The organism is Streptomyces sp. NPDC005566 (assembly GCF_040605575.1).
Lineage (GTDB): Bacteria > Actinomycetota > Actinomycetes > Streptomycetales > Streptomycetaceae > Streptomyces.
The window spans coordinates 17,657-44,048 of sequence record NZ_JBEXDB010000026.1; the positions used below are offsets into that span (position 1 = coordinate 17,657).

Consider the following 26,392-nt stretch of genomic DNA (forward strand, 5'->3'; position numbering starts at 1 on the left):
CCCCGGTTGCCGCGCCACCCCGCGGTGGCGCGCAGCAACACCATCCCGTCAAGGCGGGGCGGGCGGCACCTCGTATGTCATAGGGAGCAGGTCTTGGCCCAGGTGTGGGACAGCACGTGCGATGTCAGGGCGAGGTCGTGACGCCGGCCCTTCTCGACGCATCCGAGGCGTTGCCGCAGCCCGGGCTCTGCGAAGTACACGACGTGGACGTAGTCGGCGGGGTCCGGCATGCCGTTGTTGAAGATCGAGCCCGGACGGTCGGTGGCCGCCCAGGAGCAGTCGTTCTCGCCGTCGAACCAGTCGGGGTCGTCGCCGTCCCAGGCACACATCTCACCTCCGCCGTCCGCATCCGAGAAGAAGCAGACGGAACCCGGCGTGCAGCGGTCGTACCCCGTGGCCGTCTGCGTCGGCACGGGGTTGCCCGGCTGCGAACCCGCGATGGGCCCGGCGTCCGCCCGGGTGTCCGGCTTCGTGGCGGGGTCCTCGTCCAGGAGCATCCGCAACCCGAGGCCCGTCACCGCCAGGGCCAGCACGCCGGCCGCCGCCGCGAGCAGAGGGCGGCGCAGGCGTCGGCGGCGCGGAGGCCGGCCCGCTGCCGCCTCCGACGCCCGCCGCAGCAGCGACGCCGCGTCGTGCGGGGCCCGGTCCTCGTGCGTAGGAGCGAGGCAGTCCCGCACGATCTCCAGCCAGAGTGCGGGGAGTTCGGGCGAGAGTCGCAGGTCCGCCTCCCCACGGGCATATCGCACCACCGCGTCCCGCCGGGCTGTCGGGGTGCCACCCGGCAGCGGGAACGAACCGGTCAGGGTCAGGTGCGCCAGCACCCCGAACGCCCAGATGTCCGCGGTCTGCCGGATCTGCATGCCCCGCTCGCCGACCTCGGACCACAGCAGCTCGGGCGGGGTGTAGTCGGCTGTCGCGAACGCGGGGGAGTACGCGTGCGTGCCCTCCAGTTCGGCCGCCATGTTGAAGTCGCCGAGCCGTGCTGTTCCGTCCTCCATCAGCAGCACGTTGCCCGGCTTGAGGTCGCCGTGCACCCAGCCCGCGCCGTGCAGCTGGTGCAGACCCTCGCAGATCTGGACGAGCAGGGCGGGCCCCTGCCGTGGCGGCCGGCCCGCGGACAGCGCCGCGTCGAGGGAGCCCCGCGCCTCCTCCAGTACGAGGACGGTGGCGCCGTCGAGCTCCGGATGGGCCGGGGCGTCCACGGTCAGCGCGTCATACATCCGGATCAGGCGCGGCGAACGGAGCCGGCTCAGCAGGGCCACCTCCCGCTCGGCCAGCTCCCGGAGATGGTGCAGTTGGCGCGGCGTCTGCGTGCCGGTCGGCAGGAACTTCAGGGCGGCGCGGGCCGGCTCCGCGCCGCCGTCCTCGTGGCGGGCCGCGTACACACTGCCGAAAGCCCCTGCGCCGAGCGGCTCCTCGACGATCCACGGGCCGACGCGGTAGCCGGGAGGAACGGACGTGACGGCGTACGGCTGCAGCCCACTCACCGGGCCGCGCCGCTCGCGGAGAAGGCAGGCGCCGCGAGGTCGTCCTCACACACCAGGTCGAAGCGGAGCGCGAGAGAGACGAGCATCTCCTTCTTGCCGTTGAGGCGGGGGCCGGGCTCGCAGGACTCAGGGCCGGGCTTGAGCCGCAGTTTCACTGCCAGGTAGTCGATGTTCCACTGCACGACAGCCCGGTTGGCTGCCGGCCATCGCGGACGCAGCCGTTCGACGACCTGCTCCACCGTGGGCAGCGGTGCGTACACCGCGCCGCGCAGACGTGGCTCGCACAGGGCCGTCAGCACGGTGAAGTACCGCTTTGACCGGTCAAGAGGAAAGGCGAGTGCGGTCGGCTCCCCGCTGCAGCTCTCAGCTGGCTCGTTCCGCTCCGACCCGTCCGCCGGGGCGGCGTAGTCGTGCCGCGGAGCCCATACGTCGAAACTGAGCAGCTCGGTGCCCGCGGGCAGTACCACCCTGGAGAACTCGAACGCCACTGGTGCGCCAAGTCGCCTCGGCGCCACCTTGATGTGTTCCCCGGCGCCCTCCGGGTTCTCGACGGCGTACGTCGCCGTGCGGCTGAAGTTGCTGAGCGACCAGTACGTGTCCGTCGCGGTGATCTCGCCCGCAGAACGCGAGACACCGTCGTGCGGAATGGTCAGCAAGGGTTGTGTGCCGGCTGATGCTTCCCGACCGAAGCGGAGAGTCTCTCCCGGTGCCAGCCGGAGCTTCTCGCAGGAGGCCATGCCGGGCCCTGGCACCACGACAATGGTGTACATGGACTGATTCCTTCCCCCAAGGTGTGCCGTGAGGGTAGGAAACGGCGATAAACATCTGCATGACGCGCAGGCCGGTACGGCGCCACGCCTGATGGCGTGGCGCCGTACCGGTCGAACGCGTCATGCCGTCAGCATTCGCCGCGCCAATGGAAGCGGTCGATCGTTCGGCCGCTGCCGACGAAGTTCCCGCGTCCTTCGTCCCAGCCGTGATGAAGGCACTGGCTGCCGCCTTCCTCGAAGTACACCTGGATGTGGTCGTAGCCCTCTTGCGGTTTACCGTTGTTGTAGTACGACTTACGGAAGCCGCAGGAGCTGCTGGGCTCATCGACGTCGGACCTGCAGACCGAGCCGGTGCCGTCGGCGCCCGAGTAGAAGCAGACGTAGCCCACCGGGCAGTTCTGCCAGGCCGGCGTGCCACCCGAGCAGTTCCGGCCGGCCACGCTCGGCCACTCCTCATCGATGCCCGTGTACCGGACGCCGTCGAAGTGCACGGGCACGCGGTGGCGCTCGTCGGTGAAGTCCCCCGAAGCCAGATATCGCTGCTCGTAGTGCAGGTGCGCCCAGCCGGAGGCACCGGTCGTGCCGATGCGTCCGATCTGCGTGGAAGGCTGGACCGGCTGGCCCTCGCGGACGTAGGCGGTGGGTGAGTCCTTGAGGTGGTAGTACGCCGTGAACCAGCCGTTGCCGTGGCTGATCTGGATGGTGTTGCCGGAGCCGTCGTCCCAGTAGGTGGCGGACACGGTGCCGACGGCGGAGGCGAGCACCGGTTTGCCGTCGGAGCCGGTGTTGTTCTCCACGACGATGTCCAGGGCGGGGTTGTGATCGGAGCCGTAGGTGTTCAACTGCCAGTGTGTGCCGCACGGAAACGGCATCTGGAACAGCGGTTTCGCGGCCGCCGCCGTGCCGACGGCCCGGTCGGCCGTCCCGTCGGCGGTGGCGGACACGGTTGTGCCCGCGAGCCCGATAACCGCGAATCCGGCGACCAGGACGGCTCGCACCCGGCCCGATCGGCCGGGGCGCGTCCGCTCGTGCGTGTGATGGAACATGTTCCCCCCTGTGGAAGGTGCCGACCTGCCTCCTCTGGCAGTTCGGAACACATGCTGGGGCCGGTGGACGGGCTCGGCTACCTCGTATGTGTGAGGGCGGGCAGGCGTGCTCGGCGTTCTGTCGCGTGACCACGGGGCGGTCCGAATCTCCGGCCACTCCCGCGAGCCGTGCTGTCGGAGGCGGCTTGTACCCTGCATCCATTCGACGGTCGGACGATCACGAGTACGGGCATGCGAGCGTCCAGGGGCGGGAGCGCGAGGATTTCGATGGGTGACGCCTATCTGATACGAAGCCGCAGCACCGGCTTTTCGACCGGTGTGTGGATCATCGTGGGGGCCGCCCTCGTCGCGATCGGGGCTGTCGGCGGCTGGCTCCAGCGCGACGCTCCCGGCCGGAGTGCGGAGCCGCGTACGGAGTTCACCGCGAGCAATCCGCCCGCCGGTCCGCCCACCGCCCTCACCACCGGCCAGCACCTCCAATGGTCCCGCTGTACCTCGCCGCCCACCGCGCGCAGGGGCTACGACTGCGCCACCATGAAGGCCCCCCTCGACTACCGGAAACCGGCCGGCAGGACGATCGACGTCGCCCTGATCCGCCACAAGGCCACCGGCCCGAACGCCCGGCGCATCGGCTCGCTCGTCCTCAACTTCGGCGGCCCCGGCGTGTCCGGCGTGAGCGGACTGCCCGAACACCTCAACCAGTACAAGCCGCTCCTCGACCGCTACGACCTGGTGTCCTTCGACCCCCGCGGCGTTGGCGCGACCATCCCCGTGCGCTGCGGGAAGACCGCGAACGACACCGGCTACGACGGGGCCGACGCCTGCGCCGAGCACTCCGGGGCCCTCCTCCCGTACATCGGCACCTCGCACACCGCGCGCGACCTCGACCTGATGCGCTACCTCCTCGGCGACGAGCGGCTCCACTACTTCGGCGTCTCGTACGGAACGGCGCTCGGCGCGGTCTACGCCCACCTGTACCCGTCGCACGTCGGACGCCTCGTCCTCGAAGCGTCCGTCGATCCCACCGAGGACCTCGACGAGGAGCAGGTGTCGCAGGTCAAGGCGGTCCAGGCGGCGTTCGACCGGTTCGCTGCACACTGCGCGGCCCGTATCCGCAACTGTCCGACCGGCGACGGACCCGAGGAGGCCACGCGACGCATGGCGCGCCTGGCCGACCGCCTGAAGAAGAAGCCCGCCCCGGCCGGCGACGGAAGGAACCTCGACGCCGACGACGTCGCGTACGCCGTCGCCGACCACCTCGACCTCGGCACAGACGGCTGGTCACCGCTCGCCAAAGCCCTCGCCGCGCTGATCGACCACAACGACGGCCGTCCGCTGAGCAAGGGCGCGGACGACATGGGCTCCGCCGACCACGCGGCGATCCCGCGCGACAACAGCCGCGCCGCCCGGACCGCGATCACCTGCGCGGACTCCAGCCTGCGCCCCGGCTTCGAGCGCCTCGACAGGGACGAAGCCCGCGTCAAAGCCGCCTCACCCGTCTTCGGCGCGACCTGGTCCACCGGCGTCTACCTCTGTTACGGCTGGCCGTTCGACGGAGAGCGCACCACACCCCAGGTGAATGCCGACGGCGCCGCCCCCGTCCTCGTGGTCGGCGGCACCGGCGACCCGACCACCCCGTACCCCGGCGCCCGCCACATGGTCCGCGCCCTGGGCGACGGTGTCGGCGTGCTCCTGACGGCCGAGGAGGAGGGCCACGGCACATACCCGCTGAACCGCTGCGTCATGGAGACGGTCGACCGATACCTCCGCACGGGCCGCACCCCGCCCTCGGGGACGGTGTGCCGGGGCAGCATGTCCTGAGGCCCGTACGGATCCGCCGGGCGGCTGTCAGTACACCGGGCCGCCTGCATGGGCCTCGCGGCGTTTCGCTGGATGGTCCAAGGCCCGGGTGTGGGTGAAGTCGCACCGGGTGGTGCTGGACAGGTCGGTGTAACGGCGAGCTGGACCTGTAGCGGTGGCTGTAGCCCCGCCCCGGCTCTCCATCCCCCGGGAGTCTTCACCGCACCGTCGGGGGTACCTGTCCTGGCGATGGCGTCCTGGATCGATCACTGGCCGCAGTGGGCCGACCGCTGTCCGAGCGCGCCGGCGTTGCAGTGCCCACAGGGGGGCGGGCACGTCCACGAATGGGCGTGCGAGATGGTCACAGCTCCCGCAGGCGCAGCGTCGGCCCACCCTCCACGGGTAGGTCGGTCCATGCAATGAGCAAGCGCTCGTGGTGCGCGAAACGGCTCCGCCCGGGTAGGGCGGAGCCGTTTCGCGGTGATGGGCGTACGGGTCAGGCGCGGCGGCGGTTGCCTGTGAAGACGCGGTACAGCACGAGGAGGATGAGCGAGCCGACGATGGCGGCGATCCAAGTGGAGAGGTCGAAGAAGCCGTCGATGGAGTCGACGCCGAAGATGACCTTGCCGAGCCAGCCGCCGAGCAGGCCTCCCGCGATACCGATGAGCATCGTGATGATGATGCCGCCCGGGTCCCTGCCCGGCATCAGCGCCTTGGCGATGAGGCCCGCGAGCAACCCGATGATGATCCAAGCAATGATGCCCATAATGCCTCTCCTACCTGGTGGTATAAAGACGGTGTCAAAGACCGTCTTTACCGTGCCAGGGCTTTCAAACGTGGCTCACGCAGTTCTTGTGCGGTGAACGGACGGGGTGCCGATCGGAGCTGGACGGCTCCCCATCAGGGCCTGGCCGGTCGCTGCCCGCGGAGACGGCTGCCGGGAGTCGTTGCCGCCTTGCCGCGCAGCATGCCGGTCCGCGGATGTCGACGTTGCGCCGAGGCGGTCGGATCGCGCCTGTACCTCGTTCGCCCGGAACCTCGACGCCTGGAAGACCCATGGGCTGCGGCGGGAACAGCTGGTCGTGCCGGCGCGGTTGCATCGATCGAGGAACCGGCGCCGCTCGGGCGGAGAACACAGGGCCGGCCACCCCACCAGGGTCCGAAATCGTGAGCCGCCCGCCGCGCACTCGGACCACGACGTATTTGTCCAGGAGGACTGCTTCATGACTGACCGGCCGTTGACGCTGATGGCAGTGCACGCTCACCCCGACGACGAGGCCACCGGAACCGGAGGTGTCCTCGCGCGGTACGCGGCGGAGGGCATGCGCACCGTTCTCGTGACGTGTACCGACGGTGGTTGCGGTGACGGACCGGGGGGCGTCAAGCCGGGCGATCCCGGCCACGATCCGGCGGCCGTCGCCTCGATGCGCCGTCGAGAACTCGAGGCCAGCTGCGACGTCCTGAAGGTCACCGACCTGGAGATGCTGGACTATGCCGACTCCGGGATGGCGGGCTGGCCGAGCAACGACGCCCCCGGGTCCTTCTGGCAGACCCCCGTGGAGGAAAGCGCTGCCCGTCTTGCCGGACTGATGCGGCACTACCGGCCCGATGTGGTCGTCACCTACGACGAGAACGGCTTCTACGGCCACCCCGACCACATCCAGGCCCACCGCATCACGATGGCGGCGCTGGAGATGACCGCGCTGACACCGAAGGTGTACTGGACGACGATGCCCCGCTCGATGATGCAGCGGTTCGGGGAGACCATGCACGAGTTCCATGAGGACATGCCGGAGCCGGATCCCGCCGAGGCTGCCGCGATGGCCGAGATCGGCCTCCCCGACGATGAGATCACCACGTGGGTGGACACCACCGCGTTCAGCGGTCAGAAGTTCGATGCGCTGGCCGCACACGCCAGTCAGGGCGAGAACATCTTCTTCCTCAAGATGGGCAAGGAAAGGTTCGGCGAGTTGATGGGCATGGAGACCTTCGTACGTGTCCAGGACACCACCGGGGCGGCCGTACCCGAGAACGATCTCTTCGCCGGACTGCGCTGATCCGCCCGTGCGGCCGGGGCGGGGGAAAGCTCCCGGCCGCACGGTGCGATCGAGCGGGTCGTGTACGGGGAGGCCGGGAGGTGGCCCGTCACAGGGGCTGGGTGGTGACAGCCGGCGAGCCCCTTCGGATCGTGCCGACCGGGGGCTCTGGTCGCGGCGGCGGGCCCGGCTGCGGGGAGCTCGACGCGGTCTTGTCAGCGGGCCGTCCACCTCGCTCCTGCTGCGGGGCAGGCGGTGAGGCAGGCCGCCGCGGCGGGTCAGCGAGGGTGCCTTCTGCGGACGAGGAGTCCGGGGCATGATGTGCCGTCGTCGCGAACAGAACGCTGACCACCGCCACGACGTCTGCCGTATCCCTCACGTTGCCGCAGCGCGTTGTGGGACCGCGCCACGCCTTGAACTGTCCACGCTCTGCGGGGTGGTGGGCCCGGAGCCTCGCAGCCGTGGGATGATGCCGCGGTACTGAGGTCCGTGGAGGTCACAGGGTGGACGGCTCACATGGTGCGGACTCTCCGGCGGCATCGTCGCCGTCGAGGGGAGCCGCGTTGGAGATCCGTCCCCTGACGGATCCGCCGGGAGTGCACGCGGCCGGCGAGGTCACGCTGGCCACACGCGCCGCGTGGGAGCACGCTCTGGAAAGTCTGGTCGGCGGGAGCGGCGACGTCTACCTGGACCTGTCCTGCGTGACGTTCGTCGACGTGGCGGGCGCGTCTGCGGTGGCGGTTGCGGCCCAGCGGCTCGGCGTCGGACGCCGTATGGTCCTCAAAGCGCCCCCGAGCCCGCTGCGGCGCGCATTGGAGCTGTTCTGGCCCGGCCTGTCAGCGATCGAGGTGACGAAGTAATGCATGCGGCTGAATCGTTCGTCCACCCGGCGCTGTTCTACCGGAATGTCCAGGAGTACCTGGCCGGGACAGTGCCCTTCATCCAGGACGGTCTCGCCGCGGGCGAGCCGGTGGCAGTGGCCGTCCCGGGCCCCAAACTCACGCTGCTGCGCGCGGAACTCGGTGCGGACGCCGACGCAGTGCGGCTCATCGACATGAACGAGGCCGGGCGCAACCCGGGCAGGATCATTCCCAAGGTGTTGCGGGCCTTTGCCGACGCCCACCCCATCAGTCGGGTGCGCATCATCGGAGAACCGATCTGGCCCGGCCGTACAGCGGCCGAATACCCGGCCTGCGTTCAGCACGAGGCGTTGATCAATGCTGCGTTCCGCGGCCGCGACGTCACGATCGTCTGCCCCTACGACGCCGTCCGGCTCGATGCCACAGTGCTCGCCGACGCGTACGCCACCCATCCCGTGATCGTCGACGCGGGGCGTGAGGTGCACAGCAGCAGCTACGACCCCGACCGCATCGTCGCCACGTACAACCGGCCGCTGGCCCGTCCGTCGGACACCTCGGCCTTCGTGTTCGATGCCGAGCTCCTTCCCTTCGCGCGGGAGTTCGCCGTGGGGCGGGCCGGGCATCTGGGGCTCGCGGGTGGGCGTTTGGACGACTTCGCCCTGGCCGTTGCCGAGCTGACCACCAACAGCGTGGTGCATGGTGGCGGGTCAGGCACCGTATGGGTCTGGTCGCAGGACGGTCAGGTTCTGTGCGAGGTGACAGACGCAGGGCGGCTGAGTGACCCTCTGGCAGGCCGTCGCCCGGCCGCGCGGGAGCAGCTCGGCGGCCGGGGCCTGCTGATGGTTCACTACCTCACCGACCTGGTCCGCGTTCACACCGGCCCGGAAGGCACCGCGATCCGCTTCTATTTCGCGAACTGACTGCGGACGCGCGTCGGCGGGCGGCCAGGCGCACCTTCATTTCGTCCGTCACCACCCACGCCTGATCGATGAGAGTGATCAGGTCGGAGAGTGTCCTGGCTCGGGCGGGATCCCCTGCTGGGCCGCTGCGGCCGGTTCGCGGTCCCTGAGCCGTGGGTTACTGGATGGCGCTGGGAACGGCGAGGGGCTCACCCGGAGCCTTCTTCTTCGCCTTTTGCATCTGTTCGCCGAGTTCGGTGAGGCGGTTACGGCCCATGGCTTTGCGGACTTCGGGAAACCACTCCTTCTCCTCTTCCTCGACGTGGTGGCGCACGTTCTCCATGAGGACGCTCATCTTGGCTTCGAACCGCTCGTCCGTAGGGTCGAGGTCCTTGAGTTCGAAAAGCATCCACAGCATGACGTGGTGCTCTTCCACACTTTCCAGGACATGGTCTTTGGTATCGGGGGCGGCTTCGCGGGCTGCCGGATAGAAGATCTTTTCCTCGATCCAGGTGTGGGTCGTGAGTTCGTCGATCACCCGGTCGGCGATCTTCCGTTTTTCGGCATGGGCGTTGTCGCCGGCCTTCTCGAACTGCTTGAACAGCTTTTCCACAGTCTTGTGGTCTTCCTTGAGCAGCACGATCCCGTCCACGGGTCCTCCTCAGCTTCGCCGTACAGGGAGACACCAACGGCCACCCATGACGCCGCCTACCCGGCGCGCCACCACATAGCTCTCCTCCAGGAAAAGATTGGCCCGCACCAGCGATCCTCGTGAGCCGTTCGCCGATAGGCCGTGGGCGCGGGCAGGCATGGCGGCTGCGGTTTCTGCCCGGTTTTCGCGCAGGTGAGTGACTGATGCTGCTTGCCGCCGTGGCCGCGCGACCGGGGAACCATGTCCGAGCAGCTGCGTGGCGGCGACGGGCATCAGAAGCGTGCCCGGTGTACCGATCGAGGGCTGTCCTACTGGCGTGCCGATGTCTGCCGTGGTGGACCGCCGGCATGCGCGGACCCATGAATGGCGGGAAAGTTGAGAGCGTTTGCAGATCGTCGTGCAGTGCGGGGACCGAAGCGAGGGAGCGGGCGGATCATGCCAAAGCGCAAGAAGCTCGACCAAGGTGATCAGGTCTCGTGGAGCAGTCACGGGCAGAGCGTTCCCGGGAAAGTGAAGAAGAAGATCACGGAGCGCACCGAGGCGGCAGGACGCACCGTCGACGCCTCGAAGGACGAACCGCAGTACGAGGTCGAGAGCGAGAAATCCGGGCGCAGAGCCGTGCACAAGCCGGAGTCCCTGCACAAGAAAGGACCCGGCTCGTGAGCGGGACCACCGAAAAGGGGCGGAAAGACACCATCGAGGAATTCGGTGAGGCCGTCAACATGACGCCCAGCAGCCTCAAGGAATGGCTGGCCACGGAGGAGTCGAAAGAAGTGGGCCAGTCGGACGGTGGCGGCGAGAGCACGGGCCATGCGTCCGGGCGTCGCATCGTCGAACTGCTGGAAAAGAGGAACTCTGATCTCACGGACAACGACATCGCCCACATGCGAAAAGTCGTCGGATACGTTCACCGGCACCTCGCCCAGCGGCCGTCCGGTGACGTCAGAGAGACGTCATGGCGATTCTCTCTCATGAATTGGGGTCACGATCCTCTGGCGTAGAGAGTCGCGCGGCATGAGTTCGCCTGCCTCCGCCGAGACCTGGCCGGCCGGGCCGTCGGCGGTGCTGCAGGGGTGGCGGTGTACGTCGAGCGAAAGCTGTTTCAGCGGGGCAGATCGAGGGGGACCGGACCCTGCGGCTCAAGGTAAGGATCGGCCCCCTCGACCTGCTGTTCTTCTCGGCTGCTCTGCGGCCGTGCTCGCGAACGTCTCGGCATAGGCCGGGTGGGAACGTCGCAGGCGGCTACCCGGAAGACGCGCTGCGACGGTGACCACTCTCAGACGCTGCGGGGAGGCAGAGGCCGTAGTGCCGGGCCGTGAAGTACTTCGCCGTTGATACCGAACCGTGAACCGTGGCAGGGGCACTCCCACGCGGTCTCCGCCTCGTTGAAGGCGACCAGGCAGCCGAGATGGGTACAGCGCGCCGACACGGCGTGCGCCATACCGTCCATGTCGCGGTAGACGGCGCAACGGCTCCCTTGGACCCGTACGACAGCACCTGATCCTGGGGCGATCTCGGCGACCGAGTCGACGTGGGTGGTCTTCAGCCTGTCGCCCACGAAATGCCGGGTGACCTCCGCCTGCTGCTTCAGCAGGGCCGTGCCTTCACGGAGGGTGCTCCACAGACGGCGCGGGTCGTACAGTCCTGCCCACTCCGCTTCCGCACCGGTGAGCGTCGAGGCCAGCAGCTGTCCGGCCATGGCGCCTCCGCTCATGCCCCAGCCGCCGAACCCGGTCGCCACGTACACATGGCGTGCACCCGGGTGGAAGGGGCCGACAAGCGGCACGCCGTCGCTCACGTCGTTGTCCTGGGCGGCCCAGCGGTACTCCGTGTCGCCGACCGGGAAATGTTCGTGCATCCATCCGTCCAGGCGCAGGAACCGTTCGCGGCTGTCACCCGTGCCGGGCGTGAAGCTCTCGCCCGTGACGATCAGGAGCCGTCGGCCGTCGTCGAGGGGCGCGGTACGGACCGATCGCTTCCCCATGTCGTCCGTGATGTACATGTGCTCCGGTGCCTCGGAGGCGGGGAGGGAAGCGGCGACGACCAGTTCACGGCGAGGTGACAAGCGGGCGAAGTGGAGAGCCCGGTCGAAGACCGGGTAGTGCGTGGCGACGACGACGTCCTTCGCCGTGATCGTCATGCCCCGCTCGGTTGTCACCGTGCACGGACTGCCCTCGGAGAGGCCGGTCACGCGGGTTCGCTCGTGAATGGCACCGCCGCGTGCGGTGATGTCGTCGGCCAGGCCGAGCAGGTACTTGCGCGGGTGGAATTGGGCCTGGTGTGTGACGTGCACAGCTGCCGGCACGGGGAACGGCAGGTCTGTCTCCGTAACGAAGGCGGCGTCCAGGCCGGCTTCTGCGGCGGCCTCAGCCTCGGCCTCGAAGACGGCTCTTTGTCGCGGGTCAGTGGTGAAGGTCAGGGCCGACGACCGCTCGAAGTCACAGTCGATGCCCAGTTCCACCGCCACTGATGCGACCCGCTCCACTGCTGTCTGCTGGGAGTGGGCGTACTGGCGCGCGCCGTCCTTGCCCCGCGTGCGGCGCAGTCGTCCGTAGACGAGGGAGTGAGCCGCGGTCAGTTTCGCCGTTGTGTAGCCGGAAACCCCGGCAGCGACACGGTCCGCTTCCAGCACGACCACGTTCCGTCCGGCCCGGGTCAGTTCCCAGGCGGTGCTGAGGCCGGCCATACCTGCGCCGATCACGACGACGTCCGCCGTCGTGTCCGTGTCCAGCGTCGGCCACCGGGTACCCGGAGTGGTGGCCATCCAGTAGGACTCTGCCGTGCCGGGCAGTTCTGCTCGAGTGGTCATGAACCACGTGTTCCCTCAGCAGCTGGAAGGAGACGCGGCGGGACGACACTTCCCCTGAGCGGCCCTGATCCTTCGGAGGCGATGTGCGGCTTGCCGCCCGCCCGTGCGGCAATTACGCGACCCTGTACATGGTGTGGTGTGGACCCTGGCACGGCGTCGGAGCCGAAGCAGGGCGTTGAAGCCGGACGAGTCGCAGAAGGTGACGCCCTCCCGTGCTCACTGTCGTGCATCTGGGTGGTCCTCCACCGGTAGGCCGGCCAGAGCGGAGGCACGTTCGGTTGCGTCCGCTCCGGAGCCGAGCCATTCACACAGCAGGACGGTGGCGTCGTCCTGGAGATGGCCGTGGTGATAGTCGAGGACGGCATGGACCAGGCGGCGCAGGGTCTCGGGGACGGGCAGACCGTCAGCGTGGTGGCGGATGATGAAGTCGGTGAAACGGGCGAGCCCGAACTCTTCCCCGCCGGGGGTGCGCGCTTCGGTGATCCCATCGGTGTAGAGCACGATGCGGTCGCCAGGTTCCAGTTGCTCACGGCACGTGATGACTTCCACGCCCAGATCGGTGCCCATCGGGTGGGAGGGCGGGCACTCGAGATGGGTGGACCAGCGTCCGCCCCGGATGATGACAGGCCGGTGATGACCGCGGTTGACCCAGCTCAGTACACCCGTGCGGGTGTCGAGGGTCGCCAGAATTCCGGTGGCGTAGCGGTGGCCGCCCCACTGCTCGATCAGCGCTGCTTCCACTGCCTCACTCTTGGCGACCAGGTCGGCCCCTGTCCGGCGGGCGTTGCGGCAGGCTCCCAGGGCGAGCGCCGCGCAGAGACCGGCAGCCGTGTCATGACCCATGGCGTCGAAGATGGACAGATGCACGCGGGGGCCGTCGATCGCGTATTCGTAGGCGTCACCGCTGATCCGGTAGGCAGGTTCCATGGAGGCGGAGATCACCACTCGCCCGTCGGCATAGGCGCTGGGGGGCATCAGGTTCCACTGCATCTCAGCGGGGAGGCTCAACTGCTCGGTGCGGATCAGTTTTGCCAAGGTGTCGCTGGAGGTGCGCTTGCTGACGATCATGAGTGCGAGGAGGGCCGCGAGCCGGTCCATGTCCTCCTGCGTACGTTCGTCGTCCTGCTCGGCTTCGACGTACAGGACGCCGAGCCGCTCGGTGCCGTCCAGGAGCGGCACCCACCAGGACGAGCTCGAGCCCTTCGACGGGCCGGCGGGCAGGATGCGACCGTATTGGTAGGCCCGTCCAGGGGTGGTGCCATCGATCTGCAGTTCCGCCTCGTGACCGTGACCGTACGTGCCCTCGCCGACGAGCAGACGCATCACCCGGCGTTGCAGGTCACCGAGGTAGATCAAGACCTGGGTGAACCCTCCGTCCCGGGCGTGAGCAGCAACCACGTCCGGAAGCCGGTCGATCGGCGTGAGATGGCTGGCAGCCAGCAGATCGGCGAGCAGGCGTCGCCCGCCCGCCTCACGCTCCTGGTCCATGCTTCCGTACCTTTCTTACATGCTGGCATTCGGCGGACGGTGTCAGGACCGAACGGTGCGGTCGGCATGGGTGAACGTGCCGGTCTTCCTGCCCAGGTGGCAGCGGGACGTGGGACATCGGCGCACACCGGCCGTCGGTCAGCGGCAGGTGCTGCAGGACGACGAACAGGCGCTCCTGGGCGAGAATCGAGCGCACGCGGGGAGTTCGGGCATGGACGCGCCCGGGTTCGCGCCACTGATCCACGGCATCCGGATCGAGCTGTGGTCGGCGTAGCGGAACGAGAGCTCCTGGGCCGCGTTCGACCGGAAGGTCGATCGAGCGGGTGACGGCGCGGCTCATCGCGGTGTCCCACTCTCTCGCCATCAACCGCCCGTTCTCACGGACCAGATGTCGGGTCAGCCGGCCGGGGGAGGCGTGGACCTGCCGGCCGAAAGGTCTTTGTGACCGGGCCGTGCGACGTGCGTGCCGTCGGTGCGGCACGTGGCTGCCCCACGGTTCTGCCGCTTCGGTCATCCAAGGGCTCCATCGTCGCCTCCTGCTCGTCCGTGCGCTCCTGAGCACCTTGCCGACGAGACCCGATGTCACCGGCGTGACGACCATCGGGATTGTCCTCCACCGAAGCGCCGATATCGCGCCGCCGCTCCGGATGGGCGCCGCTGCACGGTGCCGTGTGTCGTGCATGCGCTGCACGGCACGGAGGGCCCCTACAGGCCTGCCCCACGGCGCCCGGCGTGTGCTGAGCGTTGCCGGCGCCGTCGTACGTTTTGATCTGTGAGGGAAAGCGTCACGCCGCGCGCCGACCCGGGCAACAGTTCGTCGAGGGAGCGCTCGGAATGACTGATGACTGAGAGCGAGTCCGGCGCCACCCATTGGCTGTTCGGCGATCAGCTCGGTCCCCATTTCGTCGATCCCGCGCGGGGCGGCCCGCAGCGGAACGCGCCGCTGCTCATGATCGAGGCCCGCAGCGTCTTCCGACGACGGCGGTTCCACCGTGCGAAGGCCCACCTGGTCCTCTCCGCGATGCGGCATCGAGCCGCCGAGCTCGGCGACCGAGTGCAGTACGTCAAGACGGACACCTACCGTCAGGGTCTGCGCGAGGCGGTGGAGGACGGCCCGGTGACCGTGCACCATCCCACGTCCCACGCGGCCCTCGCGTTCGTGCGTGCACTGCCCTCCGTCAGCGTTCTGCCGGCGCGCGGGTTTCTTGTGACGCACGACGACTTCGAGGAATGGGCCGACGGACGCGGCACGAAGCACCTCCGGCAGGAGGACTTCTACCGGTGGGTCCGCCAGAAGCACGACCTGCTCATGGAGGGCGACCGCCCTGTCGGCGGCCGGTGGAACCTGGACCACGACAACCGGCAGCCCCCGCCGCGCGGCGCCTCCGACCTCGGCATTCCGGCGGCTTATCGCCCCCGGGAGAGCGACATCGACGCCGAGGTGCGATCCGACCTCGACCGCTGGTCCCGTGACGGGGAGGTCGAGTTCGTCGGTGAGGACGCGCCCCGCACGTTCCCCGCCACCCGCCGGGAGGCGCTGGCCGCGCTCCGCCGTTTCGTGGATCACCGGCTCGCCACGTTCGGTGCGTACGAGGACGCGGTTCTCGCCGGGGACGCGACGATGAGCCACAGTCTGCTCTCCTCGTCGCTCAACCTGGGCCTGCTGGACCCCGCGGAATGCGTCGAACGTGCGGAGGCGCAGTGGCGATCAGGCGATGTGCCACTCAACAGCGCCGAGGGATTCGTGAGACAGATCGCCGGATGGCGTGAGTTCGTCTGGCACGTCTACTGGCACTTCGGTACGAGCTACCGCGCGAGCAACGCCCTGCGCCACCACGAGGGACTGCCTGACTGGTTCATGGAACTGTCCCCGGACGGCACCGAGGCGAACTGCCTCACCCACGTCCTGGAACAGGTCAGAACGACCGGCTGGACACACCACATTCCACGCCTGATGATTCTGGGCAGCTTTGCCCTGCAACGAGGGTGGGAGCCCCGGGCCGTCACCGACTGGTTCCACCGCAGCTTCGTCGACGGCTACGACTGGGTCATGGTCCCGAACGTGGTCGGCATGTCGCAGTACGCGGACGGGGGCCGCATGACCACCAAGCCCTACACGTCCGGAGGCGCGTACATCGACCGCATGAGCGACTTCTGCGGACCCTGCCGGTACAAGCCGTCCGTACGGGTCGGTGAGGACGCCTGCCCCTTCACCGCCGGGTACTGGAATCTCCTGCACCGCCACCGCGACCGGTTCGAGCGCAACGCCCGGATGACCCAGGCGGTGCGGGGACTGGACCGGCTCCGCGATCTCGACGCCCTGCTCGAACAGGAGCGCCACCGCCGCGACTGACGCCCTTCGGCACGACGCACATGTCACGACGCACATGTCACGACGCACATGTGGAGAGAAGAGCAACGTGGATCAACCGCCGACAGGAGCCGCGCCGGGAGAGCCCGAGCAGCAGGCCCTCTTCGGGTGGTCGGACATCGCAGCGCGGCCGGCCGCGCACCGGGCTTTCCGGGACAGCCCGGAGGCCCGCCGCATGCTCGACGTGCGGGAGGTCTACGCGGAGCCGGCAGCGCTCGACTCCCCACGCGGCCGACAGATCATGGCCCAGCTGCCAGGAGCACGCGTGACCGAGGTCGCGAGCCACTGGCGTATCCCCTCTCTCCACGGCAACGACGGCAACATCGCCCGCTGGGTCCGAATCAAGACCGAGACGCTCGTCCTCGGGATGAAGCACACCCTCCAAACCCGTCCCAACGGAAGGTCGGCCGACTGGATCGCTCCTGGCCCCTCGAACGGGTGCGCGATGGCCTGCGCCTACTGCTACGTCCCCCGTCGCAAGGGCTACGCCAACCCCATCACGCTGTTCACCAACATCGAGGCGATCGTGGCCCACGTACGCCGTCACGTACGGGCCCAAGGCCCCAAAACGGAGCCCAACCAGTGTGACCCCCAGGCATGGGTCTACGACATCGGCGAGAACGGCGACTGTTCGGTCGACGCCCTGGTCTGCGACAACACGGCAGATCTCGTCGCCGCTTTCCGTGGTCTGCCGACGGCGAAGGCATCCTTCGCGACCAAGTTCGTCAACCCCGACCTGCTCGCACTCGACCCTCAGGGGCGTACGCGGGTGCGCTTCTCCCTCATGCCACCCGACGACGCCCGGCTGCTGGACATCCGGACCAGCCCGATCCCTCAGCGGATCGCCGCAGCTGCCGACTTCCTCGATGCCGGCTACGAGGTCCACTTCAATCTCTCTCCCGTCATCCTGCGCCCGGGCTGGCAGCGCGACTGGGCCGACCTGCTCTCCCACCTCGACGACGTGCTGCCCGCCCGCGTGAAGCAACAGGCGGCGGCCGAGATCATCATGCTGACCCACAATCAGTCGCTCCACGAGGTCAACCTGGGCTGGCACCCTCGCGCCGAGGAAGTGCTGTGGCAGCCGGCCGCCCAGGAGACCAAGCGCTCGCAGAACGGAGCCCTCAACGTCCGCTACGCACGGGACATCAAGCGCGAGTCACTGACACACATCCAGCAACTGATCACCACGCACACGCCGTGGCTGCGCGTCCGGTACGCCTTCTGAGCACGGTCCCGCCCAGAGCCCTCGGGAACTCCGCTGGACGCGGGGGCGGCTTCCGGTGCCGCTCAGGGGAGTGGAGCCAGGTCCGTCAGCAACTGGCGTGTCTCCAGCAGGAGCGCACCTCCGACGGCGGCCTCCGGTCCCTCCTGGTGCTGGAAGTTGTCGGCGAGAGCGCGATGTGCGGCCCATGCCTTGTCGATCGTCCGCTCGCGACGGCGCCCGTCGGTGGCCGAGGCCGGATGCTCGGCCTCCTCGGCGCACATGTGGGCGGCCTGGTCCAGTACCTCGGACAGCTCGAAGAGGAAGCGGGGAGGCGGTTTCGGGAGGCCCCTGTCGTCACCGCCGATTCCGTTGAGGGTGCGTGCGACGGCGAGGATGCGGGTGCAGATCCGGCCCCACCGAATGTCCTCGGCGAAAGGTGGGGGCGGGGGGCCCGTCCGTCGTAGCCGTCCGCCCGGGTTCCAGCGCGCCCCTTCCGTGGCCCAGTGCCTGGCGTCGGCCACGCCCTGGAGAGACAACGACAGACGGGACGCCTCGGTGTGCCAGTTCTCGGCACACTCCGAGGCGTTGTCCTCGCGCAAGCCGCGCGCCATGGTGTCGAGCAGGTCGGCCGATTCGCGCGCGAGCCGGCGCAGGCGCTCGCGGACGCTGCGCAGATGGACCGGGGGCAGGACGAGGGCGTTGACCGTGATGCCCACCACCGCGCCGGTGAGTGTCTCCAGCAGCCGGTGACCGACGTCGGAAGCGCTGGACGATCCGTAGGTGATCACGAAAAGAGCCGTGCTCGCCCCGAGGATGCCCTGGCTCCCGAATCGGCGGTAGTTCCCGAGCAACGTCATGAACGGCACGGTGAGCAGCATGGCGGCCATGGTCTGGTCATGCGTGAGGGCCATGGCGGCCGACGCCCACACCGTGCCGAGGGCGATGATGCCGAACTGCTGGCTGCCCGTGCGCAGCGATTGGTAGACGGTGCTGCTGACCAGGGCGACTGCCGTCCATGGAGCCAGGAGTGCCATGGGAGCCTGGAGCCACCATCCGGTCAGGGCCCAGGCGATGATCGCCGCCGCGGCTGCTTTGAGGGACTGGACGAGGGTGTCCCGTTCGGGCCCGGACTCCTCGAACGCGTTGTGGACGGACCGCCGGACCGTCGCCCACTCCCGTCCGGCCCACAGACCGGTGGCCACCCAACGCACGTGCCGTGCCAACCCGTTCACTCCCCGATAGGGCGGCCCCTGCCTGTGTGCAGCACCGCCGACCTTCTGCCTCGGTGCCCCCCAGCGGTGAGGATATGCGTCGCAGTCGGCTGAAGAGGTACGGGCTGGGCGCGCCGGAGTGAAGGGCGGAGGGCTCGTCGAGCGCGTCGGCGCAGTGCGGAACAGAGGGCTACCATCAACGGCATCCTCATGCAGCGCATCGGCCGTGCGTACGTCCGCGACGTGACCGCAGCCTGCACAGCACATGCCGGAGCAGCCCGCGTGCGCGAACGACGAGGTGCCCCGACCGGCTGTGGGTGCGTCCAGGACCTGGCGCGTGCGTCACGAGGCGACTCATGCTCTGGCCTTCGCATGGCTCCGCGTGACGGACGACCGCCTGCCTGCAGCGGGCCGGGGGTTCTCGGCAGGTCCCAGGGCGGTTGCAGCCCACAACCCCGCAGGTCACACCCGCGTTTTGAAGCCCCGAGGTTCCGATCGCGGCGATTCCGCTCGAGGCCCCGGACGCGGGTCACCTTGCTGTGTCCTGGGGCTCGAGTCGTGAGACGTGCCGACGTGTCTTCCCGTCCGCGCTCGGCCCCTGCTGGTGCTCGTATGTGCGCCGACCCGTCGGTCCCGGCATGGGCCGAAGCGGGCGACTCCGGAGACGATCGAGTGAATCACGGAGACACACCGCAGTAATGGGCGAAATTTGGCTAAAAAGACCCAGTCAGTGAACGCACATTCGCTCAAATGGCGGGCGATCCGTACTGGAAGGCTAACAGTGGGAACGCTGAACAAGCTGGAGCAGCGCTTCGAGGCGTGGGTGAACGGCGCCTTCGCAAAAGCCTTCAAGTCTGCGGTGCAGCCCTTGGAGTTCGTCGGCGCGCTCCGGCGTGAGTGTGACGTCAATGCCAGAATCTGGAGCCCCGACCGCACTGTCGTACCCAACAGCTTCGTCGTCGAGCTCAACAACGACGATCACGCATTGCACAGCACATGCCTGGTGATGCTCGGCGACGAGCTGGTCGAGAAAGTGCGCGAGTACGCCGATTCGCAGCTGTATTCCTTCGTGGGACCTCTGAAAGTGCAGTTGCAGTGCGCGGACGATCTGGAAACCGGTCGGTACCGAGTGAGGAGCCGGATCGAGATTCCGCCGGCCGTCCAGAAAGCCATGGAAACTGCGCAACGCCGCGCGGTTGCGGCGCGTGAGTGGGGCGGCCACGAGCAGGCCATGGCCTGGAGGCAACCGCCGCAGCCCTTGAGCGCGGGGAAACAGGTCGTAACCGTCGAACAGTTCGTAGAGCATGACCTGTCCGTCGACAGTAACAACTTGCTGGTCCGACGAGGCCTCCGTCCGGTCGCCAAGCCGTCGCAGCTTCGGAGCATGCAGGCACCAGGGACGAAAGGTGCTGACGCTCCGGAGCTGCTCCCGTCCGGGCACGGACCGCCGACCCACCTGAACGGGCGGGGAGGCGGTCTGCCCCCCGAGGGTGCAGCCGCAGGCGCCGACCGGCCGAAGGCGGCTGCACCTGCGATCCAGAAAAGCCCTCCTGCAGGCCAACAGCAGATGGCTGCGTCCGATGTCGAGCGCGGTCCCCGTGGCGAGGCGCCTCGTCAGCCAGAACAACACGGTAGACCGATGGCGGAAGCATCCCGTCGCCGACGCGCCGAAGCTGTCCCCAAGAGCTCTTCAAGATCATCGAAAGGACTCAACATTATGAAGAACAACCGACACGCCAGCGTCGGCCGCCCAGCTCCTGATGGAGAGGAGAGCAGGCCGGACGCCTCCCGAGGCCGCAGGGCACCGGATCGGAATGCGGCAACCGAGCCCCAGCTCTCGGCATCGAGGGAAGCCGTGCCGCTCGTACGGTCGGCCGAGGAGCGGCACGGTGAATTCGGACAACAGGCATCAGCCGACGCCTCCGTGGCCGACGACCCTGGAGGAGCTCCTCTGTCACGCCCGTACGCCAGGGCGGCGCAGCGGTCACGGTTCGCCGACGGTCCACCGGTCAACCGCCGGGCGGCGGCCGGCTACGCCCCCGCGCCGCTCGATCGCTCAGGGCATGGCAGCGCACTGGGGCAGAGCCCGTCGGTCGAGCTCTCGTCCGACCGTCTCCTTCGCAACAAATCAGGCATCCGAGACGGTCTCAAGAAGTTGCGCATCGGCGGAAGGAACGCCGAACGGGTACGGCAGCAGAAGCTGGCCGTACTCCGCACCCCGGTGATGGATTGCTACAAGATCGCCGTCATCAGCCTGAAGGGTGGAGTCGGCAAGACGACCACCACCACCGCCCTGGGCGCGATGCTGGCCACCGAGCGCCAGGACCGCGTCGTCGCCATCGACGCCAACCCGGACGCCGGTACGCTCAGCCGCCGGGTGCGCCGGGAGACCAACGCGACCATCCGTGACTTGGTGGCCGATCTCCCGAACCTGCCCAACTACATGGCGGTACGCCGCTACACGTCCCAGTCGCCGAGCGGCCTGGAGGTCCTCGCCAACGATGTGGACCCTGCCCTCTCCACCGCGTTCAACGACGAGGACTATCGCAAGGTCGTCGACTGCCTCGGGCAGCACTACCCGATCATCCTCACGGATTCCGGTACCGGCCTCCTCCACAGCGCCATGGGCGGCGTCCTGGATCTTGCGGATCAGCTGATCGTCGTGGCCACGTCCAGCGTGGACGGCGCTGCCAGCGCGAGTACCACCTTGGACTGGCTCAATGCCCAGGGCTACGCCGACCTGGTCCAGCGGAGCATCACTGTGGTGTCCGAGGCACGCAAGACCGCCAAGATCGTCAAGCTGAACGATGTGGTGGCCCACTTCCGGGCTCGTTGCCGCGGTGTGGTGGTGGTCCCCTTCGACGAGCACCTCTCCGCGGGAGCGGAGGTCGACCTTGCCAAGATGAAGGCGCAGACCCGGGAGGCGTACTTCAACCTGGCGACGCTCGTGGCTGCGGACTTCCACCGTACCCAGCCCGAACTTGTGGGTTGGCCCGCCCTCCCGCACTCGGGGTACAACTCGGCCAGCGTCTTCTCGGCGCCTGTCTGGGGCTGACCACTGCCGTACGACCTTGGATGCGTGGCTTGCGACGGCCCTGTTGAGCCGCCCGAAAACTGCTGCCATCGGAGGCGAATGCCAGGCATGACGGTGCTCGGGGACGGCGCCAATCGTCACCATCGGACTCGTCGTCCCCCACCGTGAACGGACCACTGCCCAGCTCCTGGACGTCGGCCCGACCGTCTGAGACCGGGTGAGGGCTGCCGCACCAACTGACCGTTTCAGAATCAGAACCTCGTGACCGCCGGAGCCTGTCAGCCGTCGAGTCGCTGAAGCGTGCACGCATCACGGACAGCGAGCCAGAACCGCGATAACGGGATCAGGCACACATTCCGTGAGAGCGATCGGCAGCTCGTGAGTCCGCCAGCAGGTGTTGGCGAACGCTGGTCAGTCAGCCCAGCCCTCGGTGTTCGAGCGCGACTCGTGGGAGTATCGCGTGTTGCGGTCCCACTCCTCCCCGGTGATGCGCTTGTATGCACGGTCCGGTGTGTAGAGCAAGCTCTCCGCCCAGATGAGCTTCGTGGCGTACGGCGTGAAGGCCGCAGGGTTTTGAAGGACGCCCTCGAAGACGGCGCGCCCGGCCGCGACCACGGCAGCACGGGTGTAGAGGAAGGCGTCATCGGACAGGTCGTATCCGTATTCCTTGCGGTCGAGCTGGTAGTAGAGCGCCCACGACAGTTGTTCCGCGAAGCCTGTGACAAGCGACAACGGGCTCTGGGCAAGACGCTCGGTCAGTGCGGGTGCAAGCAGCTCGGCCTCAGGGTCAGCTTCAGTTGGCCTGCAGTCTTCGATGAGCTGCCAGAAGGCGTCTTCGTTCATACGGGCGAGCATGCCGCATGGGTCTGAGAGGGCGGTTCGTCAGTTGATGTCTGTTCTGGCTGACGTTGATGCCACCTGACATCAAGTTTGCCGTGCTTCGTTGTCGTACTGCAGGATCGGGCCATGTCCCGATCAGTAGGCCCGCACACTGCTGACCCGTGTCCTCGGTGCTTGGTCGAAGCGGTTCGTCCGGGCGTCCCGATGACTGCTGAGGGATGCGATGTGGTCGGCTACCTCTGCGAGCAGTGCGCGAATGTGTGGAGCCGGCCGGTCGAGGGCGATCTGGAGGTCTACGACATCGTCAGGGTGGATCTTCCCGGCGCCACGCTCTACGGCACCGTCTGGCAGGTGAAAGAAGACCGTGTCCAGGTACGCGTTTCGGGTGGTCAGCGGCTGCTTTGGGTCGAGCGTTGGCGACTCATCCTCTACTGACAGACAGGCGACGCCATGAGCCGGGTGTGCTGGGGCAGGGCTGCCGGTTGCAGGGTGACGACTGCTTCCTGGTGAAGCTGCCGGCGTCCGCTTCGGTGAGGATGTTGAGCTTGACGAGGCGCTTGAGTTTGGCGCGGGTGCCTTCGATGTTCCTCGGCAGTTGTTCGTGGCCGAGGGCTTTGCAGACTTCACGGGCCCGGAGAGGGCGGGTGGCCTCATGGAAGACAGCAAGGATACGGGGGCAGTCCGGGTGCTCGGGCCGGTCGGCCCTGGAAGTCTGGGCAGGGAGCCGGTCAGCGAGCGCGGTGACGGTCTTCCGGGTGATCGCGAGGTGTTCCAGGTGAGTCTCGGCCTCCCGCAGGCGGCTCTGTAGTTCCTCGATCTGTATGCGGAGGCCGTCGGCCAGGGCCCGGGCGGCGTCCGCCTGGATGTCGAGCGCTTCGAGCAGGGGCCGGATGTTCACACGCTCACCGCCTGCTGATCGCGCCAGGTGGGAGTGTTCGCGCCGGTGAGGCGTCGGGTCATGACGTGAGTCATCGCCCAGTAGACGCGGGAGGCGGAGGAGGAGGGGTGGTGCTCGTAGTCACGGACCAGGCGCCGGTGCAGTATCAGGATTCCGTAGGTCTGCTCGACCCTCCACCGCTTCGGCTGCGGCACGAACCCCTTGACCTGCGAGTCGCGTTGCACAATCTCAACGTCGATGCCCAGGCCGGCGCCGTGCAGGACGACCTGGTTCTTGAAGCCCTGGTCGACCAGGGCTCTGCGGACACTCCCGCCGGCTTGCTCGGCGACCTGGTCCAGCAGGACGATGCCCGCGGCGTTGTCGTGGGTGTTCGCGGCGAGGACGACGGCTGCGATGACCAAACCGAGCACGTCCACGGCCAGGCCGCGTTTGCGTCCGGGTACCCGCTTGGCGGGATCGTGGCCGGTCGTGGTGGCGGGGACCCCAGCGGCCGCATGAACACTCTGGGTGTCCAGCACCACCAGGCTCGGGTCCTCCAATCGGCGGGCCCGCTCCCTCACCTGCCAGCACAACAGTTCGTGAATGACCTGGTCGGTTCCGTCGTCACGCCAGGCCGCGAAGTAGTAGTATGTCGCGCTCTTCTGCGGAAGGTCGTGCGGGAGATAGGCCCATTGGCAGCCGGTCCGCCCCTGGTAGAGGATCGCGTTCACGATCTCCCGCACCGTATAGGCGCCCTGATGGCCGCTGACCGAGCGGTGCCGGACCTTCCACGCGATGATCACTGGCTCGATCAGCGACCACTGCTCGTCCGACAAGTCACTCGGATACGGCTTGCGTTCACTCACCCGATCACATCACCAGATCAGTACCCGCGGACCGGCCCATTCCGGCCCGCCACCACACCATCAGGCGACAGCAGAACCACTCAAAGTCTCACGAACCGCCCACTAGACCCGGACCGCCATATCTGAGAGCTACCACTACGGGTTGCGCCACGTCCAGGACCAGCTCACCACCTAGCCCCACCGCCCGGTGTGCCAGCGCCTCCACCTGGACAGTTGTCGTAACCGGCCCGGCTCCCGCCTCGGATACCGTGTTCCTCTATGGGGTGCCATAGCGGATGTGACGCCCCCCACCGGAGGTAGTCAGCGTATGAGTTCAAAGCGCAGCAAGAATCCAGCCCTGCCCGTAATTGACGACGCTTACCGACTCGCGTCGGTCAAGGACGCCGAAGAGTCCACCCGTGACTTGGCCGCGCGGCTGGCCACCACCGAGCTGCGCCGCGTTTCCCACCCGGGCCGGATCACCTGGGAGCCCACCGATCAGGCCGAGCCCGTACCGGTCCCGCCGACTGTGGTCGACGGTGACGGGGACCTGTGGCTGCGGGACCGGGGCACTGGCACCTGGACCATGCCCGAGTTCAATCCGAAGGAGTTCCCGGCCCGCTGTGGCGAGGTTCTGACGTGGAACGAGCTTGCCCGCGAGTTCGGCCCGCTGACCGCACTGGCCGACGACCGCCGCATCGGCGGCGGCCGGCGCTGACCGCGCAGCCTTCTGGGATGACCGCGCCCCTGAAGCGCCCGTTACGGGTAGCTGGAGCTCCAGCTCACCGCCGAGCTCGACGATGGCGGCGAGCAGGTGAGCGTGGTGGTGGCGTGCGACGGCCTCGAGCAGCGTGGTGCGGGCCTGACGCCACCCGATGTCCTCGGTGCGACTGGCGTCGGTGGACCAGCCGGGCAGCGGTCGGCTTTCAGTTGCCGTGGTGAGCGCGCGGCCCAGCTCGCCGATCGACTGCTGCCAGTCGGCCAACTGCCCGAGCAGGTCGCGCACCGCCTCGTCGACGCGGCCGCCGGGCCGGCGCCGAAGGCCCGCGCTTCGGCGCCGGCCTCGGCGCCGGCCTCGGCGAGGACGTCTTCGTCCAGGTCCTCGAGGGCCTCATGCCACGGAGCGGCCGCAGCGTCGAAAGCGGCCAGGGCGGCGTGGAGCTCGACGTCGAGAGCGGCGGGCGAACACGGCAACGGGGTGCTGATGAGGATTCGTGAAAATTTTCCCCCAGGGCTGCTCTTCGTTCCCCAGTCGGTTGCTGTCGGCAACGGGGGCGGGGCCGCCCGCTCATGGATTGTGAGGGCCGCAGGGCATGGATGGTCGCGTGCCGCTCTCGGGTACGAGCTTCGATCGGCGACATCGCCTTCGTCGCAACCGTGCTGTAAGTCAAGAGGTCGACGGGTCTCGCAGTCGATGAGGACAGTGCCGTGGTGCTGCCCGCGGCGGGTGGCGACGTCATCGACGCCCAGCACCCTTGGGACGGCCCACGGCGGATCAGGCACGGCCATGATCACCCGCAGGAGGGTCATCCGGCTCACCCTCGTCTGCAGGGCAACAGCAAGGCGGGACCCGGCCCGGCCTGCGAGGGCAACCGCAATGGCTGCCAGGACAAGGCGTGAAGCAGGAGTGCGTCTCCCGTACCTGAACGTCAGCCCCACGACCTGCTCGACGAACGTACGGCGCCCGCGCAGGTTGTTCTCGCAGTACAGCCGCCGCACGGTCAGTTCGATCAGCACCGGCTGGCCACCGACCCGACTATCGGCCAGCCGACGCTGGTAACAGCTGTGCACGTGCCTCGACGGAAGCTCACAGTCCGGGCACGAAGCAGGGCCATCGAGGGTTCTCGCCACGATGTGCACCACACCGCACTCCGTGAACACCCGCTCCATTAGAACCGCCCTGAAGTGCGGAAAGAGCACCGCTATGAGGTCATCACACCGCACCACGGTCCAGGTGACGAGACGTCGCCGTGGCAGAACGCGTTGATCATCCTCACGGAATGTGTGCCAGAACCCGGTAATGACGTCACTTGTCGATGGGTTTGGGAAGCGGCCTGAACCGCAGGTGGGTGATGTTGGCGAGTTCGGGGAGTGCTTGGGTTCTTGCCAGGGCAGCATCGGGGTGTTCCTGGTGAAAGGTCCTGGTCATGCCGGCGGCATGGA

General features: G+C 68.2%; 24 protein-coding genes and 2 pseudogenes. 12 read left to right on the forward strand and 14 right to left on the reverse strand.

Features of this window, described 5'->3' with window-relative positions:
* Nucleotides 1-77: 77 nt before the first annotated feature.
* From ABZS61_RS31300 to ABZS61_RS31310, 3 genes are all read right to left on the reverse strand, one after another.
* Nucleotides 78-1,487: a serine/threonine-protein kinase gene (locus ABZS61_RS31300; protein WP_356428722.1), complete on the reverse strand. Its 1,410-nt coding sequence runs from the start codon at nt 1,485-1,487 to the stop codon at nt 78-80.
* Nucleotides 1,484-2,257 (reverse strand): FHA domain-containing protein, encoded by a 774-nt coding sequence (locus tag ABZS61_RS31305; protein ID WP_356428725.1) that lies wholly within the window; start codon nt 2,255-2,257, stop codon nt 1,484-1,486. Before ABZS61_RS31305 ends, ABZS61_RS31300 begins: the two co-directional genes overlap by 4 nt.
* A gap of 128 nt (nt 2,258-2,385) precedes the next feature.
* Entirely contained in the window at nt 2,386-3,303 is a 918-nt protein-coding gene (locus ABZS61_RS31310; RefSeq protein WP_356428728.1) for a peptidoglycan DD-metalloendopeptidase family protein, read from the reverse strand.
* A 267-nt stretch (nt 3,304-3,570) separates the two neighbouring features.
* On the opposite strand from ABZS61_RS31310, the gene ABZS61_RS31315 reads away from it, so the two are divergent.
* On the forward strand, nt 3,571-5,124 hold the full coding sequence (locus ABZS61_RS31315) for an alpha/beta hydrolase (protein ID WP_356428731.1): 1,554 nt from the start codon (nt 3,571-3,573) through the stop codon (nt 5,122-5,124).
* 475 nt (nt 5,125-5,599) lie between these two features.
* Here the strand turns inward: ABZS61_RS31315 and ABZS61_RS31320 are convergent, their stop codons facing one another.
* A complete protein-coding gene (locus ABZS61_RS31320) occupies nt 5,600-5,869 on the reverse strand; it encodes a GlsB/YeaQ/YmgE family stress response membrane protein (RefSeq protein ID WP_356428734.1) in 270 nt (89 codons plus the stop codon).
* Nucleotides 5,870-6,326: 457 nt separating this feature from the next.
* On the opposite strand from ABZS61_RS31320, the gene ABZS61_RS31325 reads away from it, so the two are divergent.
* From ABZS61_RS31325 to ABZS61_RS31335, 3 genes are all read left to right on the forward strand, one after another.
* Complete coding sequence (locus tag ABZS61_RS31325; RefSeq protein ID WP_356428737.1) at nt 6,327-7,160, forward strand: PIG-L family deacetylase; 834 nt, start codon at nt 6,327-6,329, stop codon at nt 7,158-7,160.
* Nucleotides 7,161-7,702: 542 nt separating this feature from the next.
* Entirely contained in the window at nt 7,703-7,999 is a 297-nt protein-coding gene (locus tag ABZS61_RS31330) for an STAS domain-containing protein (protein WP_356428740.1), read from the forward strand.
* The gene (locus ABZS61_RS31335) at nt 7,999-8,919 is read left to right on the forward strand and encodes an anti-sigma factor RsbA family regulatory protein (RefSeq protein WP_356428743.1); all 921 of its coding nucleotides are present in this window, start codon (nt 7,999-8,001) and stop codon (nt 8,917-8,919) included. The genes ABZS61_RS31330 and ABZS61_RS31335 overlap by 1 nt, the downstream gene beginning before the upstream one ends.
* Before the next feature lie 157 nt (nt 8,920-9,076).
* Here the strand turns inward: ABZS61_RS31335 and ABZS61_RS31340 are convergent, their stop codons facing one another.
* Nucleotides 9,077-9,550 carry a hemerythrin domain-containing protein gene (locus tag ABZS61_RS31340; RefSeq protein ID WP_356428745.1) on the reverse strand — a complete coding sequence of 158 codons (474 nt, stop codon included), beginning with the start codon at nt 9,548-9,550 and terminating at the stop codon, nt 9,077-9,079.
* Between the two features lie 435 nt (nt 9,551-9,985).
* Here ABZS61_RS31340 and ABZS61_RS31345 point away from each other — a divergent pair, with 435 nt between their 5' ends.
* Complete coding sequence (locus ABZS61_RS31345; protein WP_356428748.1) at nt 9,986-10,213, forward strand: DUF2945 domain-containing protein; 228 nt, start codon at nt 9,986-9,988, stop codon at nt 10,211-10,213.
* Nucleotides 10,210-10,551, forward strand: a complete 342-nt coding sequence (locus ABZS61_RS31350; protein ID WP_356428751.1) for a DUF3140 domain-containing protein — start codon at nt 10,210-10,212, stop codon at nt 10,549-10,551. Before ABZS61_RS31345 ends, ABZS61_RS31350 begins: the two co-directional genes overlap by 4 nt.
* Before the next feature lie 275 nt (nt 10,552-10,826).
* Here the strand turns inward: ABZS61_RS31350 and ABZS61_RS31355 are convergent, their stop codons facing one another.
* The 3 genes and pseudogenes from ABZS61_RS31355 to ABZS61_RS31365 form a co-directional block, all read right to left on the reverse strand.
* Nucleotides 10,827-12,359 (reverse strand): FAD-dependent oxidoreductase, encoded by a 1,533-nt coding sequence (locus ABZS61_RS31355; RefSeq protein ID WP_356428754.1) that lies wholly within the window; start codon nt 12,357-12,359, stop codon nt 10,827-10,829.
* A 216-nt stretch (nt 12,360-12,575) separates the two neighbouring features.
* Nucleotides 12,576-13,847, reverse strand: a complete 1,272-nt coding sequence (locus tag ABZS61_RS31360; RefSeq protein ID WP_356428757.1) for a PP2C family protein-serine/threonine phosphatase — start codon at nt 13,845-13,847, stop codon at nt 12,576-12,578.
* A 51-nt stretch (nt 13,848-13,898) separates the two neighbouring features.
* Nucleotides 13,899-14,126, reverse strand: a pseudogene (locus tag ABZS61_RS31365) (nitrate reductase); the annotation flags it as partial.
* Between the two features lie 562 nt (nt 14,127-14,688).
* On the opposite strand from ABZS61_RS31365, the gene ABZS61_RS31370 reads away from it, so the two are divergent.
* On the forward strand, nt 14,689-16,200 hold the full coding sequence (locus ABZS61_RS31370; RefSeq protein ID WP_356428760.1) for a cryptochrome/photolyase family protein: 1,512 nt from the start codon (nt 14,689-14,691) through the stop codon (nt 16,198-16,200).
* A 67-nt stretch (nt 16,201-16,267) separates the two neighbouring features.
* Entirely contained in the window at nt 16,268-17,443 is a 1,176-nt protein-coding gene (locus tag ABZS61_RS31375; RefSeq protein WP_356428763.1) for a spore photoproduct lyase family protein, read from the forward strand.
* A 62-nt stretch (nt 17,444-17,505) separates the two neighbouring features.
* On the opposite strand, the gene ABZS61_RS31380 is transcribed toward ABZS61_RS31375, so the two are convergent.
* Entirely contained in the window at nt 17,506-18,645 is a 1,140-nt protein-coding gene (locus ABZS61_RS31380) for an FUSC family protein (RefSeq protein ID WP_356428766.1), read from the reverse strand.
* Nucleotides 18,646-19,414: 769 nt separating this feature from the next.
* On the opposite strand from ABZS61_RS31380, the gene ABZS61_RS31385 reads away from it, so the two are divergent.
* On the forward strand, nt 19,415-21,688 hold the full coding sequence (locus ABZS61_RS31385; RefSeq protein WP_356428769.1) for an FhaA domain-containing protein: 2,274 nt from the start codon (nt 19,415-19,417) through the stop codon (nt 21,686-21,688).
* A 390-nt stretch (nt 21,689-22,078) separates the two neighbouring features.
* Here the strand turns inward: ABZS61_RS31385 and ABZS61_RS31390 are convergent, their stop codons facing one another.
* Nucleotides 22,079-22,510: a DUF4240 domain-containing protein gene (locus ABZS61_RS31390; RefSeq protein ID WP_356428772.1), complete on the reverse strand. Its 432-nt coding sequence runs from the start codon at nt 22,508-22,510 to the stop codon at nt 22,079-22,081.
* Nucleotides 22,511-22,711: 201 nt separating this feature from the next.
* Here ABZS61_RS31390 and ABZS61_RS31395 point away from each other — a divergent pair, with 201 nt between their 5' ends.
* The gene (locus ABZS61_RS31395) at nt 22,712-22,942 is read left to right on the forward strand and encodes a hypothetical protein (RefSeq protein WP_356428775.1); all 231 of its coding nucleotides are present in this window, start codon (nt 22,712-22,714) and stop codon (nt 22,940-22,942) included.
* Here ABZS61_RS31395 and ABZS61_RS31400 read toward each other — a convergent pair.
* A complete protein-coding gene (locus ABZS61_RS31400) occupies nt 22,929-23,405 on the reverse strand; it encodes a hypothetical protein (protein WP_356428778.1) in 477 nt (158 codons plus the stop codon). The genes ABZS61_RS31395 and ABZS61_RS31400 overlap by 14 nt on opposite strands.
* Nucleotides 23,402-24,250: an IS5 family transposase gene (locus ABZS61_RS31405; RefSeq protein ID WP_356428781.1), complete on the reverse strand. Its 849-nt coding sequence runs from the start codon at nt 24,248-24,250 to the stop codon at nt 23,402-23,404. Before ABZS61_RS31405 ends, ABZS61_RS31400 begins: the two co-directional genes overlap by 4 nt.
* Nucleotides 24,251-24,557: 307 nt before the next feature.
* On the opposite strand from ABZS61_RS31405, the gene ABZS61_RS31410 reads away from it, so the two are divergent.
* Nucleotides 24,558-24,947: a hypothetical protein gene (locus tag ABZS61_RS31410; protein ID WP_356428783.1), complete on the forward strand. Its 390-nt coding sequence runs from the start codon at nt 24,558-24,560 to the stop codon at nt 24,945-24,947.
* A gap of 710 nt (nt 24,948-25,657) precedes the next feature.
* Nucleotides 25,658-25,849 (forward strand): hypothetical protein, encoded by a 192-nt coding sequence (locus tag ABZS61_RS31415; protein ID WP_356428881.1) that lies wholly within the window; start codon nt 25,658-25,660, stop codon nt 25,847-25,849.
* 90 nt (nt 25,850-25,939) lie between these two features.
* Here ABZS61_RS31415 and ABZS61_RS31420 read toward each other — a convergent pair.
* Together ABZS61_RS31420 and ABZS61_RS31425 are read right to left on the reverse strand one after the other, a co-directional pair.
* Nucleotides 25,940-26,119: pseudogene (locus ABZS61_RS31420) on the reverse strand (transposase family protein); the annotation flags it as partial.
* Nucleotides 26,120-26,255: 136 nt separating this feature from the next.
* Nucleotides 26,256-26,378 (reverse strand): hypothetical protein, encoded by a 123-nt coding sequence (locus ABZS61_RS31425; RefSeq protein WP_356428786.1) that lies wholly within the window; start codon nt 26,376-26,378, stop codon nt 26,256-26,258.
* Nucleotides 26,379-26,392 lie beyond the last annotated feature (14 nt).

Coding starts and splice junctions, on each gene's coding strand:
- ABZS61_RS31305 (WP_356428725.1), bottom strand. CDS start 2,257: ATGTACACCATTGTCGTGGTGCCAGGGCCCGGCATGGCCTCCTGCGAG.
- ABZS61_RS31310 (WP_356428728.1), bottom strand. CDS start 3,303: ATGTTCCATCACACGCACGAGCGGACGCGCCCCGGCCGATCGGGCCGG.
- ABZS61_RS31315 (WP_356428731.1), top strand. CDS start 3,571: ATGGGTGACGCCTATCTGATACGAAGCCGCAGCACCGGCTTTTCGACC.
- ABZS61_RS31320 (WP_356428734.1), bottom strand. CDS start 5,869: ATGGGCATCATTGCTTGGATCATCATCGGGTTGCTCGCGGGCCTCATC.
- ABZS61_RS31325 (WP_356428737.1), top strand. CDS start 6,327: ATGACTGACCGGCCGTTGACGCTGATGGCAGTGCACGCTCACCCCGAC.
- ABZS61_RS31335 (WP_356428743.1), top strand. CDS start 7,999: ATGCATGCGGCTGAATCGTTCGTCCACCCGGCGCTGTTCTACCGGAAT.
- ABZS61_RS31345 (WP_356428748.1), top strand. CDS start 9,986: ATGCCAAAGCGCAAGAAGCTCGACCAAGGTGATCAGGTCTCGTGGAGC.
- ABZS61_RS31355 (WP_356428754.1), bottom strand. CDS start 12,359: ATGACCACTCGAGCAGAACTGCCCGGCACGGCAGAGTCCTACTGGATG.
- ABZS61_RS31360 (WP_356428757.1), bottom strand. CDS start 13,847: ATGGACCAGGAGCGTGAGGCGGGCGGGCGACGCCTGCTCGCCGATCTG.
- ABZS61_RS31370 (WP_356428760.1), top strand. CDS start 14,689: ATGACTGAGAGCGAGTCCGGCGCCACCCATTGGCTGTTCGGCGATCAG.
- ABZS61_RS31390 (WP_356428772.1), bottom strand. CDS start 22,510: ATGAACGAAGACGCCTTCTGGCAGCTCATCGAAGACTGCAGGCCAACT.
- ABZS61_RS31395 (WP_356428775.1), top strand. CDS start 22,712: ATGACTGCTGAGGGATGCGATGTGGTCGGCTACCTCTGCGAGCAGTGC.
- ABZS61_RS31410 (WP_356428783.1), top strand. CDS start 24,558: ATGAGTTCAAAGCGCAGCAAGAATCCAGCCCTGCCCGTAATTGACGAC.
- ABZS61_RS31425 (WP_356428786.1), bottom strand. CDS start 26,378: ATGACCAGGACCTTTCACCAGGAACACCCCGATGCTGCCCTGGCAAGA.